Origin of the sequence: Photobacterium leiognathi (genome assembly GCF_030685535.1) — a bacterium.
Classification (GTDB): domain Bacteria; phylum Pseudomonadota; class Gammaproteobacteria; order Enterobacterales; family Vibrionaceae; genus Photobacterium; species Photobacterium leiognathi.
The window spans coordinates 45,777-67,055 of the sequence record NZ_CP131599.1 but is presented as its reverse complement, the minus strand read 5'-3'; the positions used below and the strand labels follow the sequence as shown (position 1 = coordinate 67,055).

Here is a 21,279-nt window from a genome sequence, read left to right as displayed (position 1 = left end):
ATAAATGAGGACTGCATCGTAAATAAGCTATCAAATAGCGAATTTGTGTTTTATATCATATTCATACTGACTCTTATACGGTATTTTTCGCTAGTTAATATTGAACGTGTAATTGAGTACGAGTATGGCTATTTTGATCCCTGCATTAACCACATGCCTAAAAAAAATGACATCGGGAGAAAAGCGCTTTGCTCGTCGACTTGAAAGTCACTTAGAAGATGATTATCTGTGCTGGTTTGATATTCCTGTAGGAAAAAAGCGTCGTTATCCTGACTTCATTATATTGCACCCTGATCGTGGTTTACTTTTTCTGGAAGTCAAAGATTGGAAATTATCATCAATTTCAGATCTTACTAGCACCCAAGTTACATTGCATACGGATAAAGGATTAGAGCGAAAAGCGAATCCTTTAGAGCAGGTTAGACAGTGCACCTACACGGTATTAAATAAACTAAAATCTGATCTGCAATTAATTAATCATGAAGGAAAATATAAAGGTTCATTAGTATTTCCCTATGGTTATGGCGTGGTATTAACAAATATTACTCGCAAACAATTAAATGATGCTATTCCCCTTGACGCGCAAGATACTGTCTTACAGCCACATTTGGTTATTTGTAAAGATGAAATGACTGAGAGTGTGGATATAGAAGTATTCCAGAGTCAATTATGGGAGATGTTTAACTATACATTTCCTAATCAATTAACACTTCCTCAAATAGATCGTATTAGGTGGCATCTTTACCCTGAAATACGTATTCAGTCATCGGATCAAGCATCGTTATTTGAGGAAGATGATTTTGAATTTAAGCATGAGAATTTTTCAGGAAATATGCCTGATATCATTAAAATTATGGATATCCAGCAAGAACAGTTGGCTCGAAGCTTAGGTGAAGGACACCGAGTTATTCATGGCGTCGCAGGATCAGGTAAAACACTCATATTAGGCTATCGTTGTCTTCACTTGGCCGCCTTACTGCACAAACCAATATTGGTATTGTGTTTCAATATTACATTGGCATCAAAATTACGTAGTTTTATACGAGATAAAGAAATAGAGCACAAAGTACAGGTTTACCATTTCCATGATTGGTGTGGACAACAATTACGTACTTATCACGTCAAGTTAGTTGATGGTGATAATGCTGTTTGGGAAAGGCAAGTTGATAGCGTTATTGCTGGGGTTGATAAGGGTGATATACCTAGAGCGCAGTATGGTGCCGTTTTAATTGATGAAGGACATGATTTTGAAGCTGATTGGCTAAAGTTGATTACGCAGATGGTTGATCCTGACACGAACTCATTATTGTTGTTATATGACGATGCTCAGTCTATTTATAAGCATAAAAATGGGCTTAATTTTTCATTGTCTAGTGTTGGTATTCAAGCACAAGGTCGTACAACGATCTTAAAATTAAACTATCGTAATACTCAAGAGATACTGAAATTCTCATATCAGTTTGCTCAAACGTATTTTGAACAAGCTGATCATGATGATATACCCGTGATTAAACCAGAAGCCGCAGGAATTTCCGGAGATAACCCAATTGTACGCCAGTTTACGGACGCTGAATCAGAGGTTCACTTCCTAGTAAGGTGCGTTAATAAATGGATTGCTGACGGGCGGTTATTACAAAATATAGCTATTTTGTATCCGAGTAGTTATATGGGTAAAAAAGCATTTGATGCATTAAAAAAAGCAGGAGTTGATTGTATTTGGTTAGCGAAGTCTGACTATAAGAAAAAGTATGATCCTAAAAAGAATCAGTTAGCTATTTTACCCATTCATAGTAGTAAAGGGCTTGAGTTTGATACTGTCGTGATCATAGACAGTAGTCATCATTATCAGGACGCTGAAGATGTATCTTCAATTGTTCGTTTATTATACGTTGGATTTACACGAGCGATGAAACATCTGCTTGTGACTTACCATAAAGAAAATGAATTAAGTGAAAGCTTTGAAAAAATAGCGAAGAAGGCTATAGGGTAGGAATTAATCAGGTTCAGTCTTTACCTACGATGAAATTAAGCATAATTGCTAAAAAGTATTAAAGTTGATTTGTTCTGTTGGTATCAAAAAACATCCATTTAATGATGCCATGTTATAGCTATCTAAAAGAGCATCATAAAAATAGAGTTATGAGTTTATGATACTAAAGTTATCTGATGCCACCTTTAATGATACCGCTTAGAATGGAGTTTTATGTCGATGCGAACTTTTGCTTATTGTAGGGTTTCAACAACAGAACAAAATACAGAAAATCAGATCATTGCTATACGTGAGAAAGGTTATCAAGTTTCTGATAACCGTGTAGTAAGTGAAACTGTTTCAGGTTCAATTGAAGCACTGAAACGCAACAAGTTTAAGACGCTCATCGATCATCAAATGGAAGCTGGCGATATACTAGTTGTTTTAAAATTAGATCGTTTGGGACGAGATAATATAGATGTTCAAAAAACGATTAATCTATTAACGAATAAAAAAATTCGTGTTGTTTGTTTAGATCTTCCCGTTGCTGACCTATCAAGTGCTGAAGGAAAGTTAATGCTGCAAATGTTCGCAGCTTTTGCTGAGTTTGAAAGAAATAGAATAAGAGAGCGAACAAAAGAAGGTATCGAACGGGCAAAAATGCAGGGCAAAAAGCTGGGAAGACCAGAGGCTATTGGTACAACAATGATCGTAAAAGAAAAAAAAGCTGAAGGTCTATCGCAAAAAGAAGTAGCTGAAGAATTAGGTCTAGGAATAGCAACAGTAAAAAGGCATTGGAACAAATAGATCCCTAATTGTTAGGTTTACGTATTTTTTGCCCCGAAATGTGTTAGATCAAATACTCATTCATATCGTATTAACGTGATTTTGGATTAGTTATATTTACTGTATATATGAACAGTTTTTTTGCGCGAAAGTAAGAATGCTTATTAATATACTGTTATACATTTTGGAGGATTAGGTGCTAGAAACCTTGAAGAATAAAGTTGTAGAGATCGTTGCATTATTGGTCTCATTGCTTGCATTACAAACTTCATGTAGTAATCAGGAATATGTTGAGGCAAGTTATCATAACGCGCAGAAAGTAGTAGTAATTAGTGAAACTATCCCTCATATGAGTCAATTAGTTAAGTTAAGAACCGTAAGTGGCGAAAAGCACTTGCTGTCAGCAGAGATTGTATATCCAGAAGAATTTCTTGCATCAAAAGACTATGTTTCTGGTGATGGATTATTTGAGTTAGACCATGAGTTAGTAACTAAGCTCAAGGCGGGCTTAAAATTTAAAAATGTACAAAAAGTAAAGAAACAAAGCGTCGGCATTCCTATTAAGCTTCATGTGCGATATGCGGCACAAGGCGATGTCTATGATAACTCGTTTATATATGCTTTGGTTTTTCACTTGGTAATTGAACCTGCTGAAACCAAAACTGAGCTTGCCAATATCAAAATTGACAGCTTTGAGTTTGAACGATTGTCGTCTTTTCCCGATAGCTTTCTTTTTATGGCTTGGACGATGATGTTTGGTCTTGATGAAACATACGATATTAATCATATGTTTAAAGAGGGCATAACATGGAGTTCACTAACATCCCCGGGTCGGTTGTAGAAAATGTATAATAACGTGTTAGGTTTGTTAGTACGCATAAATAGCTTTATTGTTAAATGACCGCCCACAGTGGCGGTCTTTTTGTACCCTAAAGGTACTTTGTGAAGACGTTACCAATACTTTTCCTAATATCAACTAGCCTGAATAGAGCTGGCTATCTAACAAACTTTTGTCCAAAAAATGTGTTAGAGCAATTACCGCTGACACAAATACCTTTTTTAAAACTCAATTTATCTCGCTATCTATTACTTTTTTGCTGGCGAAGGAATAAAATGCTGTTCTCGTTGTATGTGTGTAGATGCAATGCAAGCTAGTTAGTTTAGGAGAGAAACGGTGTCAGTGATTAATGTAGTTAGCTTGCCATTGTGGGAGGTGTTTTATGGTAACCCCAAAAAAGTAACAACTGTTGGGCGACTGCTAGAAAACCCATTCAAGCCAACTGATGTTAAGTATCAGGAAATCCTAGCTAACATCAACAAAGCAAAACATGATCACGATGAGCATTATCTACGCTGTTCTTTCTGCAACTCCCCGCTTTATGGCAGAAGAAATACTGGAGAAAAAGACAGTAAAGAACAATTTACTTACGCTTTTTGTCACAACAAGCACGCTAAAGACAGTAATATTGAAAAGATTAGCTCTTGCCCTTTCTATACGGGTGCTTGTAATGATCTGTATAAGAGTTATTGTTCTGACAAAGAGAATGAGTGGCGAACTAATAGTAAGTACGATGTTATCTCTGAGTTAGAGCGTAGTAAGTCTGTCTTATCTCAAAGTATTATCAATAGCCATTTCATATTTTCTAATGATGATGAAGTTAACACACGCAGAAAGCCGGATATTTACTTTGAGGACCAACAAGCTAACAAATGGGCAGTAGAGTTCTATCGTAGCTGGATTACGACTTATGTTGCCTATAGCCGTGAGGCTTTCTTTAGAAAACAGGGTATTAACCTATTATGGCTATTCCCTGTAGATAATGGAATTAATAGTGCTGCTGTTGAAGATTACATTATGTTCGGCTCAAATAATTCATATCTCGCTATTAGAGGGCAGCATAGAGCCGCCAACAATGTTTTTTACTTCGGTGAAAATCAATTAACGGCAACTAACAAGAATGGCGAACTGACCGTTTTAGCTAAGTACCCTGTTATCAAAAAAATAAGTGATAACGAATTTGACGTTGAGTTTTCATCAAAGGAAGTCTCTATTTCAGAAATGTCACTCTCTCCAAATGAACGATTACCATTTGCTGTAGATACAAAGCCAAACTTGATCAATTATAGAAATGACGTTGCTTACCACTTAGTACGACTTAGAAAGGCTTATCATTACTGTAAAACTCATCTTAGCTACAAAGATACCCCTGACTCTATTCTTACTGCGCTTAAAGCTGTTAGAGACAAACTAGTTAACTTTGAATTTCAAAATAATCGCACTCAAAAGCGAGTTAATACCCTATCTTTACGGCTGCAAAGCTATTGCTCAAGAGCTGGAAAGAACCTTAGTTACTCCCGTTCTAAGGCTGCAGCCAACTTACTTACGGCAAGAAATCTTCGTCGCAAGCTCACACTCGTACCATTAAGAAAGTTTAAGCAAGTTGATTTTGAGAATCTCAGGCGACTAGGCAATTGCATCCCTAATTTAAAGATCACCTCTCAATTTATTTCTATGGGGGAGTTTTACACTGAACTCAACACAGGGATAGAGGGCTTAAATCAACTCAAGCAACAAAGGGTAAAGACCTCACATGCTTTGTTGACGTTGCGTAAGCTGGAACGTCGTGTTGGCTGTTTTGAGTATCTACCACAGGAGCATATAGCCCAAACTAATGAGTTGAGGTCTGATCTGGATTTCACATTAGTAAGTAGCAGAACATCAGCTATTGTTGCCCATTTAAACCAAAAGATAGACAAGGTTATTACACGCTCTTTTCGTCATGATCTTACGACGGATATTAGAAAAGTCCGTTCTTTGCTTCACGGCTTTTCATCTCGTATTAAGCCACTAAGTTGCATGTCAATAGATGATATTGAGCAAATGAAGCAAGGTGAAATAACTCAAGCGCTAACCTTATTACGCAGTTTGGATCCTGAGTTAGACCGAGCAAAAGGCCGCCTCTCTGATGTTCGATATACCGCTGAAAAACGAACAGTTGAACGGCTCCAAAAATCGCTTAACAAAGCCAAAAATCATCATACAGATATTACTGCTAAATTCGTCGCTAAGGAAAACAGCTTATTACAAGAAAGGCGATGGCACGAAGAAAGATTAAAGAAGATTAATGCTCAAAAGGAAGAGTTTTTAACTTCTTTAAAGCGGCTTCACGAACTCTACCTTGTTCTGAAAAATCTTGAACTCTCATCTGGTAACGTGATGCAACGGTTTGATCTTGCGCTCTTACATAACGAAGAAGCGATAATAATATCGAGAAAGATTAATGACTATCTTGATAGCACTGATTGTTCTATCGATAGCGATGTATCGTATCTCAATTACACAGATAAAAACTCTTGTAAGCAGTTGGTAGATGAATACTGGTCGATATTTGGAATGTTTAAGTCTGACGCTGATCTGAAACTTGCATCCGAGTTTGATGCATTAACCGATAAATTAGAGTTACTTAATGCTGCGATAAGGAAGAGAGAGAAGAATGTAACAGATCTTCACGCCATTCAATTAGAGCGAGAATCACTACTTAGTTACGTTAAACACTATGGGTTTCAAGCGCTAGATGAAAGGTTAAAACGGTCTAGGTGGTACTCTCTTTGCAGGCAGGCTGAGTCATTATTATCACCATCATGGTCGCAAAAGGAGAATGTGCGAGGCAAAAATGGTGATAAGAATGTTAATAGAGAGCAACGTGATCACAATGCTTCAGTTTTAACGCAAATCAGGCATCAGGAACGTGATATACGTCGTTATTGCTCTCTTTATGTAACTAACAAAGGCGTTAAATTAAACCTTAATGGCACATACGGGCAGTTAAAACGTAATATCAAGATCCTTAATGAAAGGCATTTAAGTAACTCAACTAAGTTGATATTAGAGTCAAAGTTGAGTGCGATTAGCGAACTTTACACTTCAACCATTAATGATCAATGACGATCAAATTTACTACGGCAAGCTATTGCCGTAGTTGTGGGTGTACATTAAAGATTGAAACTTTTCTTCTTCCGAAGCTCGTTTCTATTATGGGTGTCAGAATCCAATTGTAACAATAAAGATCGAAACTTAGGTTTTATCAACATGGCTATCTAGGAAAAGTGTGACAACTGAACATCTTTCAGGGAGCTTGAAAGATATATTCTAGATAAGAGTAAACAAATAGTATTGTTTATTTTTCAGTGGGTTTACGGTGTGGCAGAAGCACTGAATAGACTTTCATAAATATTGAGGTTAAAGGGAATGAGTAGAACTGAGCGTCGCCCAGTTTGTGTAGGTGAAATGCTTAAACTTGAGTTTTTAGACCCAATGGGAGTTACATCTAAAACTCTAGCAGAGGCCATGGGTGTTCACCGCAACACGATCAGTAATTTGATTAATGGTGGTACATTGACAGTCCCACTTGCAATTAAGCTTTCTGCTGCGTTAGGTAATACTCCGGAGTTTTGGCTTAATATCCAACACGCAGTTGATCTTTGGGAGGCTAGAAATCGTTATCAAGACGAAGCAAAATTAGTAAAGCCTCTGTGTTCAGTGCAAGATATCGAACTACGCACATAACCGAATTGTTGGACAAGCCCAAGCCACCTTATATAAGTAAATAATGGAAATATCATCAAAGGTTATACCGAGTATCACCCTTACTTTTCCTAATATCTGCTAACCGAAATAGAGCAAATAATCTAAGCAGTTTTTGCCTCAAAGCGTTTTAAGAATCATGGTTTGCTTTGTGTGATCACCAAGCGATTCTGTCGTATCGTAATTACCAAGCGACTTTGTCATTATGCTAACTACCAAGGGAATATGTCGGGACTGAATTAGCGTACTTTTTAAAGTAATTAAATTTGCTTTGAAGGGGGCTAAGGATGTTCGTCAACTCCAAAGACCGTAATTTAGAATACAGAATCAATAAAACTTTGTAACACTATTAATGACATAGAGACATCAATTCAAACGTGAGTGAGCCGTTGTTGATTAGGATTTTGTAGTATTGTTCACAGTTTGTTATTTTGTAACAAGGGTTCGTCATAAGGCTATGATGATTAACTAATATAGCAGATCAGAACGTTACTTCCTGATTTGGCTCTAACAAATTACGTAATAAAGCCTCTGCTATTAAATATCTACCTATTCGGCAGTAATCCGTTTGGAGGTCGAAAAATATTTTTTATTTGTTTGTCAGCTACCTATTCGGCAGTTTGTTTTAACTTTTAAAATATAGCTTTTTCTAGTCTGTTGTCAGATAAAATACTATATTCAAGACATTATGTTAGGTAGTTCAAATAGCTAAACAAAAGGTACTGACTGTATTGAGTTATCTGTGTTTGCCAATCCGTAGCTACTAAAAAGAGGTATATCGTTTAGGTTTACTTCATTTGTTTTCTGGATATTTAATCTGAAATCTTTTCCTTTACTTTTGCTCTCTTCTTTCAATGAGTGATAGATTTTAAATCGTATTGTTTATGTACGTTATATTTCGTGAAATCGAACTCTTCACCTCTAGCTTTTGCTCTTTTAGCTAGTCTTTGAATTTTCCGGTTAAACCCTGCTGCCGATGATTTATCAATCTTTTGATAACGTTTAAAAGATACAAAATCGCAATCAGTTGGGGCAACTAATGTTTCTGATATGGTGAAAAAGCCAAGATTGTGCATCTCAATGAAGTATTTTTGCTTAACTAAGGACTCCAGAATAATCTTGTCTGTACTAACAAATGATATTTTATTTCCTACAGTTTCTTCGCACCAATTAGGAAAAGAGATACCAATTGAACGTATTTCTTTACGATAGCTAAATCCGTGCAGTATTTTTATACATTTAGCTGCAAGAGCCTCGTTATTACAGTGAGTTGAAATAAAGTGAATTGAAATATAATACCAATTCATAACTTACTCTCCTTTGTGTTGGAATAGCCCGCCTTTAATAAGATTAGCCATTAAAAAGTGCAGTTCATTTATTTTCTTTTCAGGCAGTTTTCTTTTGCTAGAGAGCAAAGTTATATATTGATCAGCCTGCATTAATATAGAAAAAAGGTCTTGTTCAGTGGACGGATGGCGGTAACACGTTACATCTTGGTGGTGGACACCGAATCGCCCAATACGTATTGGTTCGTCAGCATCAGGATACCAGTCATCAATCATGAAAATACCAGCTCCAGCTTTATAGCTACCAATAATAGGGCTTTTTTGTCCATTGATTAAGGTATGTTGAAATATACGACTCGCTTCATGATTGTTTTTGTTTTTGTTTTTTTCTATAAATGCTTGGCTAGGGTAAAGTATTGCATTGGTCGGTAGGGTTAAACGCGCCTTTACTTCGAAAATAGCGAGGCCGTCTTCTTTGGAAAATGCATTTATTATGAGTTGTTTTAACTTTTGCCATTGAGTATCGGATTCGAAGTCATTGTAAGTGCAATAGTTTGTTTTAATATCTTCAAAAGTGACAGGATCTTCTTTCCAAGGCCAAGGTTGAATTTCTATATCTAGCCGATACATTTTTTTTGTGTTTTTCCATAACCATTGCCCTTTCGTAATATTTAGAAGAAATCGGCTCGTGAGCTCTTCCCAACCTATCTTCGATTCATATAATTTAACTAACTTTACTAAGGTCTTCTTAACGTTAGGATCACTGCATTTGTAAGGTTTGCGTAGCTCTGAAGAGAATGACACAGAGAAAATACAATCAATGTGTTCTGCGCCAGAGGGAACACTACAATAGTCTATTCGGTGTGGGTTTCCTTCTGCTAAAACTTCAGGCGTTGCTGCTTTTTTTGGGTTTCCACCCTCATCGTAAGCAAGTTTTGCGGCTTCCTTTTGGCCGAGAACCTTTCGGCTTACAAATGATAATGGATCTCTGTTGCCATCTGGTAAAACAGAAAAGAAGCAAACATCACTGGGATGAATTGAGCGTTCGTAGGAAAGGTGAATTGGTAGCTTCATTATGTTTATCCCTTGTTTCTATCGTGGTGTAGTTTGGTTTATTAATTTGGTACCAAAATAAGTCATTCAAACTTGTCCTATCATTGATTGATATTAGCTTTATTAGGCCAATGATTGGCTCAACGAAAGCATGCTTATATTTTCTCAAGGCGAAAGGCCTTTCACAGGGGAATTCTAGGTAGTGATATCCAATATTAGTTGGAATGTGTTGCTGAGACTTTTTGATCTGTTGGCTAATGTCATCAAAGCTTTGAATTGGTTCTTTAGAAAGAGTGAGCCATTTCCCTTCTGCACAAGGTATCCGCTCAACTAATCTAATAAAGCTAGAACCTAGTTCGATATTTTTTATATCATTAATACTTATTTTTACACTTCCTCCTGCCAGCCTTTTGGGAATTGCCCTTAAAACCATTTTTTCATTAAATGGGGAACAGTTTGTTATGTTAAGAATCAAACTTGCGTTAAAGTCACAGAGCCATTCATCATGAGTTGCTGGAGGCGAAATATTTCCATTCGTTTTGTTAACGTACTCTCGAGTTAAGCCTCTTTTTTGTAGGTGAAATGAATGAATACAGAGTGCAAATGAGTCAATTTTAATATTAGGAAATGCTGGCTGCAGTTTTCTCTCAAAGGCATGAATGAAGCCATAAAATGCGGTCATTGCAGGCATTCCGATTGTTACCGATGAACTCGAAGCAGATGCTCCACAAACAGATAAATTAGGTAATAGAAGAAGTTGTTTATTGAAGTGCTCATTTGGTGGAGTATGAGTTTGTTGTGTATTTCTTGCTTTTTCAATTTGGCCAAGTAAAAGCTTTGATACTTTCGGTTCATAAGCAAATTTTCGGAGTTTCTGTATTTTTGATAACTCATTGTTTAGTTTATGAATAAGCTCTAAATTGTTATGCTGATGTATATTATTTTGTGAGGCTAGCCAACGAGATAGCATTTGTGCAATCGTATCTTTGATCTGATCGATTTTGATTTGTTTTTGTCGGCGAGGCATAAGCCAGTTTGATGAGTCAGAAAAGTCGTAAAAAGCTTTAATAGAGTCTTTATCTAACCAATAATGATGCGTTGTTTTTTGGTAATGTTTAGCTAGCCCAAAGTTAACAGTATGACTTAACATTCGTAGGGCTCCACTGCAACTAATCGGAAGTACCCCCATATTTGTAACTCGGCTAACTCTCATTATTTTACTCAGTCGATATTGTTCATTGAGTGCTATGCAGCAATCATTTTGCATCGTTTGAGAGGTAACGGGTGATAACGATAAATAAGAGCCTTCTCCGTCAGGGAAAGATACCTGTTTAATATAATTGTCACTTAAAGAAGTGTTAATATGATATTTTGGTATTTTCTTGAGCTGCTTGACTACGAGTTGACGTGTTTTTTGATAACAACCAAGTTTCTTTAAGTGTTCCCATAGATGATGATTCTCATCAGAAAGTAATATACCTAAACAACAGATCTTCCCTTGCCATACAAACTCACTTGTTAAAAAGCTTGAAATATTAACGTCTTTTGCATTTTTCGAATATGCCCATGCATGCTTCTCTAACTTTGATGAAGATAATAAGTAGCGAGGTATCTCCCCTATTGGTAGAGCCCTGATTATGCCAATAGCCATAATGTTAGGGAATTTAACGTTATGGCTATGTCGAAATTTAACTGTATTTATACATCTCGACCACCAGTCATTATCTCTCAATAGTTTTAGGCAATTATCTTTATCGAGTAGATTATTTTGCTTTAATGTTTTAGCTGTGAGATTCGCTAAAATGATGAGGGCTGTGCTTTCATTTCCCGTAATATCGATATGTGGACTTAGTGGACGAAAAGCTCTTCTGAGGTCGTTCGTTATATCAGACGACGTTTCAATCAATTCAGTGAGTGTCATCATTATTTTACTTACCTCGAGATGATAAACGTACGGTTGAACTCATCGGTCTGAAATGCAGCAATCCAAAGACAATAAACGTCGCCTAAATGGAATAGATAATCTGTAAAACGTAATGGTTGGTTTTGTTTGGATTTACGGGTGGTGTTAAGAAGTCGTTGTTCAACTAGCGATATAACTTGTTCTTGTGAACAGTTAAGAAATATACAGACTTCAATAGCATTCATTTTTAGGTTAGCTAGTAACCCATCATCTTGCCATAAATGAGTATCTATAAAGCTTAGGATCTCATTGAGTATGAGATTGTATTTTAAATTTCTTTCAGGTAATCGAATACAACTAAAGAATAAATCATCGAGTAAATCTTTTACTCTTAAGTCATCACGATGATTTGTTGAATACTCTAAGTTGTATTCTATTTTAGCTTTGATCTGATTGTGAAAGGATTCAGGCCAAAGCTGCCAAAAGCTGATGAATGAAGCTGCATCAAACTCTTGTTTACTGATCTTAGTCCACCAATGTATTAACCCCCACCGATAGCTTTGAGGTAATTCCGGGAGGAGAGTTTCGTTCTTGCCCGAAAGCCATAAAGCAATAATTTTTTTAGGGTTGTTTGTATCTTTTGTATTTAGTGGAAGTGGTGTATTACATGTTTGGCAAATACCACTTAGACCAGATGTTCGGTAATCATATTTAGCACCACAGTTGCAGGTGTTCTTCAGGGAAACATGGTGTTTATGGCAATAATCATAGCCTTTGAAGTGCCATAGATAGCTCCCATATCCGTCTACTTTTAAGCATTTTGGGCAGCATGGAATGGCGTCAGACCTCAATAATGACCGAGGAATGACTTCACTTCCACGGACTAAAGCTGTTGTTGATGGTGAATAGGTTAATGATGTTCTGTTTATAGCTAAAGAGAGTATCTCAGCATACTCATTAAACGTCATGAGAGCTATTTTATGAAGCGCCGCAACTCTTGAACCATGATTGTTTTTAGATGAGTAAGGGTTAATTTGGGTTATATCGGTAGGAAATGCTTCAAATTTATTATGTTGTAAATTTTGCAGGTACTTTTTTGTTGCAAGGAGAAAGCGATGAATGTCTTCATATCCGTTGTTGTTTGCGACTCTGATGAAAAAGCTCTCTAAACTTTCATCTGAGTGCGGTTTGGGTCTCTGTAAAAACATCGCATACCTACTTTTAAACTATGAATAAAGGTCTAATTATTGATAGATACTTATGGAAATAATCACGATTGAATTTATTAATCATAAGTAAAAGCATTGATTACCCGAGTATGATATTTGCCTAATATAATCGATGAATATTCGGTTCGAGTATTTGCAAAGGAAGAACTGATTTCGTTAGAATTTTCCCATATAAGTTTAGATGGTTGATTTGAGTGATTATTCTCTATGTTAAGAGTCTCAGGTTCTTGAGTAAAACCTGAATCATTGTCAACCCAATCGCTGCTGTTAGATATAGATATTCGTGAACAACTGTCAGGAATATCCATTTCGACTTGTTCCGCAAACCTCACCAAATTACTTTCTGCAAATGTGTACAACCATGCTTCTTGATTTAATGAACTTGTAGTTCTTAAAATTCGGCCTAAAACTTGACGAAAGTGTAGTTCTGTTCGGATGTTGCTAAGATGACAGCAAACTTGGAGCCGAGGAATATCGGTTCCTTCGCTAATCATGCCAATACTGATAATCCACTGAGTATTGCTATGCTTAAATGCTTGTATTAAGTTATTTGCTTGCTTTTCTTTATAAGTCACAAGTACACAGCTTTGATTAAATTGTTGTTCTAGTATTTGAGCGACTATTTGGGCGTGCGCGATAGAAGCAGCAACGATTAAGCCTCCTGCCTTATGTGAAATTTGTCTTATTGTATCTAGTTTTTTGACGGCTAAACCTATAATAGCATTTAAAGCATCATTGTTATGAAGGACACAAGCATAATGCGCATTACTATACTCAAGGAGATCATTAATAGAACTGTATTTATCGGAAACAGTTTCATTTTGAAGTGAGACTTTTTCATTATCAATTAATGCGATATTCGGGCGTCTACAGACGAAATCGTTGACTGCTTGTTTTAAAGAATATTGATAATTACAAATTACCTGTCCTTCAGGATCGGTATAAGATAGTAAGCTTATGGGTAATCGATCTGATCGCCAAGGTGTTCCAGTCAATGCCAGAGTATAAAGCGCTGACTTTTGAATATCATGTACGAGGGTTTGCCCCCAGCTGTTGGTATCAGAGTCTTCATTCCCTCCACAATGATGAATTTCATCAAATATACATAAGACACGACGACGAGAGATTGTTTTCCAAAAATCATTAGGGAGGTATTGCATTGATTGATATGTCATTGAACACCCAAGTGATGCTACTTGACCGTTGAACGAACAATCTAAAACGCTAGAAAATGTTTCTTGAATATTTAAAGCAACAGCTTTGGAAGGTGAAAAACAAATGACAAGGTCTATCATGTTTTTTTTAAATAATTCTTCTGATAAATGAGCAGCCATCAGTGTTTTTCCTGCTCCAGGAGTAGCTTGAGCAAGAAAATGGTGATATCCATTTTTGTAATGATTGAGCGCTTTAGATATACATTCGCTTTGCCAGAATCGAAGCATATTATTCCTTATTTATGACTATGTGACAGTAGGTTAGAAATAGCTCGAATCTTGCCGATGATTTCTGCTGCATTTGTCTTTGCTTCAGAGTGAAGTGCTAATGCAACGTCAGTTGTTTCAGGAAACTCTTCAATCATGACTTGGTATTGTTCTGTTTCAGCCATCTTGATAGACAATTCAGCTTCCATTTTAGCTTTTTGTGTTTTTAATAACTTGACGCAACTATCTGAAATTAAGGCAGGTTTAGTTGATTGAATCTTTAGTGCTTTTTTTTCATTTTGGTTTTTGTGTGGCTTTTTAGTTTTGAATTTTATCAAATGGAAATCATCACATTTTTTAAAGCGTTTTCTGTGTCTTAAACCGATAGAAGTTAATACTCCTTTTTCTACTAAATCCATCAGATTTCGCGACACAAAAAGTCTAGCAGTGTCTTTATTTGTATAACTAGGAGACACTTGCATAATTAAGTCTCGAATTGTCGTTACTTTAAACTGCTCGATATTTACTTTATTTAAAGCCATCAATATATCAGGATGTATTTTTACTAAATCAGTCATGGGAACATTTCTTATGTTAATTTGCGGATTATAGTCCGTGGTAACATAATCATCAATATTGGATAGTCTTTCATTTTAGGTCTCTATTAAAATGAAAGACTTAGCAAAACGATTTGGTACAAACTTACGTCAAAAGCGCCGTGATATAGGTATTTCACAAGATCAACTCGCACTACAAGCAGATATAGATAGAAGTTACATTGGTAGAATTGAACGTGGTGAAGTAAACATTACATTGGAAAAAGCATATCAACTAGCAAAAGTGCTTGAGTGTGATGTGAGGGAGCTTTTACCATAAACCAATATCAGTTATTGTATAAATACGAGTGAGAATTACCTCATCGCTTTTTCGAGTTTGCCCATGAGCTAGAGTGGTCGATACAGATAATGTGACGTTTTTGAGATCTTTAGTTGATTAGTTCAAATGCCTGTTTAGTTGCAGATACTACTATCATGATTCTTCTGGTCTGATATTGATAAATTTTGATAATCTTGGTGTTAATCGAAATAGTTTTTTCTCTGTTTTGAAGTTCTAATTTTCTTTGACGTGGTATTTCTCAAATAGTCTTCCCATCCAATATCCGTTGGTGGTGACCGCAACATGTCTTTCGTCACTTTAACATTCTTATCAAAAGGATTTTTCCAGGTAGAAGGTTTATCACCAGAGGTCAAATTGGATGCAAAAACGAAATCTTCTTCGGTGATAGTCTCATGTTGCTTATCAATTGCTTCAATAGATGCTTGATAAATTAGATTTCTCAATGAGCGCATGTTTCCCTGAGAGAATGCGTATAATTTTTTCTGTAAACTTTCGTTAGCTAGACCAGCCTGCTTTTCAAAAGGTAAAGCTTTATCAAGGTGCTTCAAAAATTTTTCGAATGTACCTTTACCACTCTCATAACTGAAGGGGCGCAGTTCAAACTGAATGGAGAATCGTCCATTTAGTTGTGAGTTTGCTTCCAGTACAAGTTTTGAATATGGCATGCCAAAAAGAACGATTGGACATTTCGTTTTATTAAGTATCATTTTTAGCCAGTTACCTACTTGCGTGAGAACCCGGTTTGATCTTTCTTCAACTAAATGTTGAAACTCATCGATAATAATTAACCTAACTCCAACCAAAGGTATTAAATCCGTGAGTTTTTTTGTCAATCTGGCTAGATCTGTATCATAAAGCGCTAGTGGATCACCCATTTCCAACAACAACTCTCTTGCAGCATCTACTGGCTTCGCATTATCCGGCAATTCGATATGTAGGACTGGAATTATATCGCCCCTCATTTCAGACTCTCGTTTGTTTTGACTTAAATATTTTTTTATCACAGTCGTTTTACCCACGCCCGATGCGCCAAAAACAATCATACAAGTTGGTTCAGAGTCAAAGTCGGATAGGTCTCTACATCTATCCATATAGCTCAAAATTTTTCTCACACTTGTAGTAGATACAAATGCTTTTTTTGCTTTTGATATTCGCTCTTCACGAGTGTTCATAAACACGGAAACCTTCAAATATAATCGATCTCCCAATCGCTATCATCAATGACAGTATTTTCTTCATTTGCTTTGTCAGGTGCAGGCTTAGTTACGCTAACGGTTTTAGCCCTAGCACTGTTCTCTTGGTGTCTTGCTCCGCGTCGCCGAGCGGTGATTTTTTTGGTTTTAAGAATTGATTGGTCTGCAATTTTTTCAATTCTTATTTCAGCATCAATTTCATTGTCTTCATCATAGTCTTTAGAATTTAGTTCTTCTAGATGCTTCATATTGTACTTGTGCTGCCAGAGGGATACACTACTTGCATATTTATAATCAATAGCAGGAACTGTGAAATATTCATTTTCATCTTGATCTAATACCCAAATAGTAGCCATACACTCAGGATTATATTTGAACTGAACTTTATGATTTCCTTTACGCCCTCGATATTTGGCTAAACGTTCGCTGCTATACACAAGTCCGTTATAAACGGTGATACCTTCTTTGTTAAGTTGCTTATGGTCTACGATAGCGAATTTGAAGTCTAACTCTTCTTTCGTTCCAGAAAACTCCTGGGGTTCCCATGCTTCACAGCCTCTTTTCCATGCGATGTTTGGGCAATTAGTTCCTCTTTTATTCGGTTTTTGATGATAAATATCTATTAACCAAATCAAGTAAATTTCTTTAATTTCATCTAATGTAAGAGTTGCTTCTCCCACGGAGTCGTAGTCTTCTCTCTGAAGGTATTGACTGAAAGCTTTCCCTGGTAAATCGTCTAATAGAGAAGTATTGATAGTACCGTAGTGACGTTCAACATTCGGTTTATTATCGGGTGTCTCGACTTTATTTTGATGTACATTTATCAACAGTGATTCACATGCTTTATCAAACGCTTTAGACAAAAATTCTTTACCATTATCTGTTACCAGTAAATCAGGAATCCCATAACATAACCATTCATTTTCAATCGATTCGTATGAAGAAACTAAGTCATCTTTGCGTTGTATAGCGTTTTTGAGCGCCAATGAAACCGACACATAACTAGGGGGCTCAAAGCCTAAATAGAAGCCAATAACAGCTTTACTGTAACAATCAACTAACTGGGTCAGCCAAGGTCGCCCTAATGGGATTCTATGTTCTTTGTGTACGGCAAATAGATCAACGACAGTATGATCTATCTCAACTCTCTCTAGTACACTAGAAGTAAGGATCTTTTTCCCCATTCGACGAAATTCTCTCTTGGCTACTCGTTCGCCTTTCTTTGCTGCTAAAACTTCGAACGGTGTTTTCTTTTTTACTCGTTTCCTTATTGATTCATATGCGGGGTACTCATACTTCGTACCGTACTTTAAGTTATATTGACGAATTTTGCGCCGAACATGTTTATATGCAGAGTAAATATTGACCTTTCGCCCAGAAATAACACTTTCTACAGCTTGTTCCATAATAGCATCAACAAGTGCTGGAACTTTTGCCTCTCTATTACCTCTACTTTTAAAATCAGGGGCTAAGCTAATGGGGTTGTACTGTGATTCTCGAAAAGTAAGCCACCATCGATAAATGGTTATTGCACTGGGTATTTTTCTCTCATGATTCCGCTGTAATTCTACGCGGTGTGGCTCAATTGATTTAGGAACAATCTTTTTACATTTAAGGTTCAATAAGCAAAGAATGTTTAGTCGGAATGAAATCTCCGCAGCAATTTTATCTGGAAACGCAGAAATATCTTTATACGTAGCAACTTCTGAATAATTAACTTCAAATTCAGATTCACTCGATGCAGATTGAGCTTCTGTCGCTGATACTTTTCTGTAGAAACTCGAAAATGCTTTCTTAGGCATAACTACCTAACTTAAATTGAGATTCAAGTGACAACGGCTTATTTAAGCACGTATAGAGTAAACACCTTGATAGTAAATTGCATAGAATTGGTAAAATTGTTCGACCTTTTAGGCCCAAATGTTCCCCTAATGATCTTGCAGTTTGAGTACCATTATTTTTTAAAAGACTTAACAAAGCATTTTGTGCATTATCCAAATCATCTCTTGAAGCGTATCGATGCATGAGTTTTAGGTTTTTTAATATCACCTTATCCCTAATATCTCTTTCTTCAAGAAGCTCTAATTCTAGTCCTAATTCAAATGCGGCTTGGACTTTTGCTTCCCATTCAAAATCAAAATCAGGTTTATTCTTGGCATAATCTGATTTGACTTCATATAAAACAAATTCATGGGTATCAAATTGAACTAAAAAGTCAGGAACATAGGTGTGACGCTTCCCATTGATAAAATATATAAGTCGAATTGGTTGTGAACAAAATCGAACAATACTTGCTTCAAAATCAAAATGATAACAAGCATCACACTCTAGAGATGATTCTACAGTGATCCTCTTTCCCATTTTTGCGCTTGCAAAACGATGAATATTCTTTCCGCGAGATTTTTTTAGATTACGAGCGGGCGTATCAAAAGCATTCTCTAAAGCAGAAATAGTTGTTGTCGAGAGCGTTGGTAGGCAAGACATATAAATTGCCTCTACAGAGAAATGTCGTAAACTTACTAAAGTTTAGACCATGAAAAGGAAAGAGCAATTTATGGTTGTGATAATTATCATTTAATAGCTGTAATTATCATTTTATGGCTGTATTAACAAAAGAGTCTAATTTCATCACTCAGTGTCTTTATTTTTGAGTCATGTTCACCGATGTAAGATAAACGAGCAATAGTGAGTAAGGCCAAGGCTTTATATTGTTCAAATTTATCTTTGTTGTAAGAAGTACGCAATAATGTTGAGCAAATAAAAGCGGGAATAAAGTGAGTTCCAAGTTGTTTCTTCTTCGTAATCATTTCCAGTAGGGAAATCGTATCAATTGAAGAAATCTCTTGGTGTTTTTGTGCTTCCTCAATTAATAAATAGTACTCTTCAAAAGAATCACGGTGTTTATCTGATAGTAATGCACAAAGCCGAATTACTTCCTTTGCGATGGCAGCATTTTCTTTTTTTGAAAAAGGAAACAACGCTTGAAAAAAGCGAGCTTTGTTCCTTTCTTTGAAGCGCGATGTTATTTCACCTTTATCCAGCATATTCATTTTCAAGTCGCTCGAAAATTGAGATTTGAGGTTCTTTTGTCTTATTCATCTTTTGATTTTGTTTTGCCAATGTATCGCGAGATACTGCGTTTATCTCACTCCAAACCTTTTGCGTAATAGATTTTTGCTCGAATAGGTGCCTAATACAGTAAGATGGTACAGAATCATTTAATGCACGTCTGAACTTCTCTAGATGCTCAGTTGGGGCTGAGGTTAATACAACGCGTAAAGTGGCAATCCATGCTTGCAGTGTGATTTCTTCATCAGTGAGTGAGGGCAAGATAATGACATTGTGTTGTGTTACATCGATATTGGCTAAATCAAATCCGATAAATTCATATCCTGAAAATAGTGCTATTTCATCTTCCTGTTTCTTTATTCCATAAAATGTTTGGTTTTGATTAAGTACATGCAAAGTCGAAGTGTTTAATCGACTCCTGCAGAATAGATGGGTGTGATTAAAGAAAAAGTCAAAGGCAGGTTTGGCGTTTGGGTGCACACTAAAGGTACATCTTTTTAATTCTTTTAATGACAGAAGTTTTTTCACTATCTTGACCACCAATAATTATATATATGACAATATAAAACTTAGTGCTTATTTTGTTGTTCAAATTGAGTAAAAGAGAGATAATTTATAAAGTGCAAGTTAGCTCAATATTTTATGTAAAAACATGATGAGTATTATTCTCAAATGTATTTATTGGTCACAGGTGATAAATCTATTTCATCGGGAAATGCATTTATCTTGATACGAGTACTGCCATAGCGAATAAATAGAATGAATTTAGATATCTATTTATACATAACTTTTGGGATGGAGTATAAAAATGGCTATCATATTGCCAGTGTAGTTAGGATGTTGTTGTGATGATAGAAGCAAAAAAAATGACCGCTCCGCAAGATATGCAGAATGGCGCAAGGTTTAAGACGAATAAACATGGTTACGTTAGAGTGATCGATTATTTTAACACTCATACAGTTATCGTATTCTTCGAAAACACAGGTAACATCAGGGCTATTAGTGCTGCAAAACTTAGAGCGGGAAAGCTGACTGATAGTACTGTTGCTCCTGAATCAATAATGGTCGGTGAAAAAATTGAATCAGTGAAATATGGCGTCTTAACTATTGTGGCAGTTGAGTCAGAAAATGTCGTCTTGTTGAAAAATGACAGGGAGGAAGATGTTCGCCTTCTAATGGCCTCTGTTCAAAAAATGCTTCAAAAAACAGGTAAAAGTGATGGAAAGGAAGAGACCTTAGAAGCGCCTTCTTCATTAAGTGCTCTTACTAAAAGAAATAAAAAAACAAAGGATGTAAATACTCTCCTTAAGAAAATGCTAAAAGATTATGGTAAGTGATTTCTATCATCAATTAATTAGATTCGGCTATATATTTTAAATAAGGAAAAAGTGCAATAAAGCATAATGTAATATTCATCACACTCTTTTATTTTCCATAAAAAATTAAGAATTATCATTTGTTTTAATTATTCTATTAGTTGATCTGCCTCACAATCTCATTTTGCTTTTGTGACTTAGATCTATTTCTAAAGTTAATTTAATCTTTAAGCTTTCTGCATAATAAAAGGGCTGGAAATAAGCTTCCCCTGAATATCCTACAGAGAGAATATTAAAATGAAAAAGATCTTAGTTGTTTGTGGTAACGGTTTAGGCACTTCTTTAATGATGGAAATGGCTGTTAAAGATGTAGCAAATAAAATCGGTTTCGTTGCGGATATTGATCATGAGGATTTATCATCGGCATCATCAAGTAATGCTGATATTTGGGTAGCAGCAACTGATGTTGCAACACAATTAGAAGCGGCTGGAAAACAAAATATTGTTAGCCTTAAAAATATTTTTGATAAAGCATCTATTGAAGACCAACTAAAAGTATTTATTTAAGGTTA

Annotated in this window: 19 protein-coding genes; 8 read left to right on the top strand and 11 right to left on the bottom strand. The window is 36.0% G+C overall.

Translation table 11 applies throughout. The annotated features are described in order from the left end of the window. Positions 1–124 precede the first annotated feature (124 nt). The 5 genes from Q7674_RS00305 to Q7674_RS00285 all read left to right on the top strand — a co-directional run bounded on the left by Q7674_RS00305 (position 125) and on the right by Q7674_RS00285 (position 7,322). Entirely contained in the window at positions 125–1,990 is a 1,866-nt protein-coding gene (locus Q7674_RS00305; RefSeq protein ID WP_045065556.1) for a 3'-5' exonuclease, read from the top strand. Between the two features lie 219 nt (positions 1,991–2,209). After that, complete coding sequence (locus Q7674_RS00300) at positions 2,210–2,776, top strand: recombinase family protein (protein ID WP_045065571.1); 567 nt, start codon at positions 2,210–2,212, stop codon at positions 2,774–2,776. 175 nt (positions 2,777–2,951) lie between these two features. Beyond that, the gene (locus Q7674_RS00295; protein WP_045065555.1) at positions 2,952–3,596 is read left to right on the top strand and encodes a hypothetical protein; all 645 of its coding nucleotides are present in this window, start codon (positions 2,952–2,954) and stop codon (positions 3,594–3,596) included. Positions 3,597–3,929: 333 nt separating this feature from the next. Beyond that, complete coding sequence (locus Q7674_RS00290) at positions 3,930–6,701, top strand: competence protein CoiA family protein (RefSeq protein WP_305422189.1); 2,772 nt, start codon at positions 3,930–3,932, stop codon at positions 6,699–6,701. A 303-nt stretch (positions 6,702–7,004) separates the two neighbouring features. Beyond that, positions 7,005–7,322, top strand: a complete 318-nt coding sequence (locus tag Q7674_RS00285; RefSeq protein ID WP_045065551.1) for a HigA family addiction module antitoxin — start codon at positions 7,005–7,007, stop codon at positions 7,320–7,322. Between the two features lie 869 nt (positions 7,323–8,191). Here Q7674_RS00285 and cas6f read toward each other — a convergent pair. The 6 genes from cas6f to Q7674_RS00250 form a co-directional block, all read right to left on the bottom strand. Next, the gene (cas6f, locus tag Q7674_RS00275; RefSeq protein ID WP_272898476.1) at positions 8,192–8,647 is read right to left on the bottom strand and encodes a type I-F CRISPR-associated endoribonuclease Cas6/Csy4; all 456 of its coding nucleotides are present in this window, start codon (positions 8,645–8,647) and stop codon (positions 8,192–8,194) included. Positions 8,648–8,650: 3 nt separating this feature from the next. Next, positions 8,651–9,700: a type I-F CRISPR-associated protein Csy3 gene (csy3, locus tag Q7674_RS00270; protein WP_305422186.1), complete on the bottom strand. Its 1,050-nt coding sequence runs from the start codon at positions 9,698–9,700 to the stop codon at positions 8,651–8,653. Beyond that, positions 9,651–11,603, bottom strand: a complete 1,953-nt coding sequence (locus Q7674_RS00265; protein ID WP_045065548.1) for a type I-F CRISPR-associated protein Csy2 — start codon at positions 11,601–11,603, stop codon at positions 9,651–9,653. The genes csy3 and Q7674_RS00265 overlap by 50 nt, the downstream gene beginning before the upstream one ends. Positions 11,604–11,611: 8 nt before the next feature. Beyond that, positions 11,612–12,790, bottom strand: coding sequence for a TniQ family protein (locus tag Q7674_RS00260; protein WP_045065547.1), 1,179 nt, complete (start codon positions 12,788–12,790; stop codon positions 11,612–11,614). 77 nt (positions 12,791–12,867) lie between these two features. Continuing rightward, positions 12,868–14,253 carry a DEAD/DEAH box helicase gene (locus tag Q7674_RS00255; protein WP_045065545.1) on the bottom strand — a complete coding sequence of 462 codons (1,386 nt, stop codon included), beginning with the start codon at positions 14,251–14,253 and terminating at the stop codon, positions 12,868–12,870. A gap of 8 nt (positions 14,254–14,261) precedes the next feature. Then, a complete protein-coding gene (locus tag Q7674_RS00250) occupies positions 14,262–14,810 on the bottom strand; it encodes a VspR family transcription factor (protein ID WP_305422181.1) in 549 nt (182 codons plus the stop codon). 91 nt (positions 14,811–14,901) lie between these two features. Here Q7674_RS00250 and Q7674_RS00245 point away from each other — a divergent pair, with 91 nt between their 5' ends. Further along, positions 14,902–15,108 (top strand): helix-turn-helix domain-containing protein, encoded by a 207-nt coding sequence (locus Q7674_RS00245; protein ID WP_045065542.1) that lies wholly within the window; start codon positions 14,902–14,904, stop codon positions 15,106–15,108. Positions 15,109–15,308: 200 nt separating this feature from the next. Here the strand turns inward: Q7674_RS00245 and Q7674_RS00240 are convergent, their stop codons facing one another. The 5 genes from Q7674_RS00240 to Q7674_RS00220 all read right to left on the bottom strand — a co-directional run bounded on the left by Q7674_RS00240 (position 15,309) and on the right by Q7674_RS00220 (position 19,919). After that, positions 15,309–16,301: a TniB family NTP-binding protein gene (locus tag Q7674_RS00240; RefSeq protein ID WP_045065540.1), complete on the bottom strand. Its 993-nt coding sequence runs from the start codon at positions 16,299–16,301 to the stop codon at positions 15,309–15,311. A 14-nt stretch (positions 16,302–16,315) separates the two neighbouring features. Next, the gene (locus Q7674_RS00235) at positions 16,316–18,124 is read right to left on the bottom strand and encodes a TnsB C-terminal domain-containing protein (protein WP_045065539.1); all 1,809 of its coding nucleotides are present in this window, start codon (positions 18,122–18,124) and stop codon (positions 16,316–16,318) included. Further along, positions 18,117–18,806, bottom strand: a complete 690-nt coding sequence (locus Q7674_RS00230) for a TnsA endonuclease N-terminal domain-containing protein (protein ID WP_107229630.1) — start codon at positions 18,804–18,806, stop codon at positions 18,117–18,119. The genes Q7674_RS00235 and Q7674_RS00230 overlap by 8 nt, the downstream gene beginning before the upstream one ends. Before the next feature lie 122 nt (positions 18,807–18,928). After that, positions 18,929–19,372, bottom strand: a complete 444-nt coding sequence (locus Q7674_RS00225) for a hypothetical protein (RefSeq protein ID WP_045065537.1) — start codon at positions 19,370–19,372, stop codon at positions 18,929–18,931. After that, positions 19,356–19,919 carry a hypothetical protein gene (locus tag Q7674_RS00220; protein WP_237156759.1) on the bottom strand — a complete coding sequence of 188 codons (564 nt, stop codon included), beginning with the start codon at positions 19,917–19,919 and terminating at the stop codon, positions 19,356–19,358. Before Q7674_RS00220 ends, Q7674_RS00225 begins: the two co-directional genes overlap by 17 nt. Before the next feature lie 338 nt (positions 19,920–20,257). On the opposite strand from Q7674_RS00220, the gene Q7674_RS00215 reads away from it, so the two are divergent. Together Q7674_RS00215 and Q7674_RS00210 are read left to right on the top strand one after the other, a co-directional pair. Then, a complete protein-coding gene (locus Q7674_RS00215; protein WP_045065570.1) occupies positions 20,258–20,728 on the top strand; it encodes a hypothetical protein in 471 nt (156 codons plus the stop codon). A gap of 276 nt (positions 20,729–21,004) precedes the next feature. Continuing rightward, complete coding sequence (locus Q7674_RS00210) at positions 21,005–21,274, top strand: PTS sugar transporter subunit IIB (RefSeq protein WP_045065534.1); 270 nt, start codon at positions 21,005–21,007, stop codon at positions 21,272–21,274. Positions 21,275–21,279 lie beyond the last annotated feature (5 nt).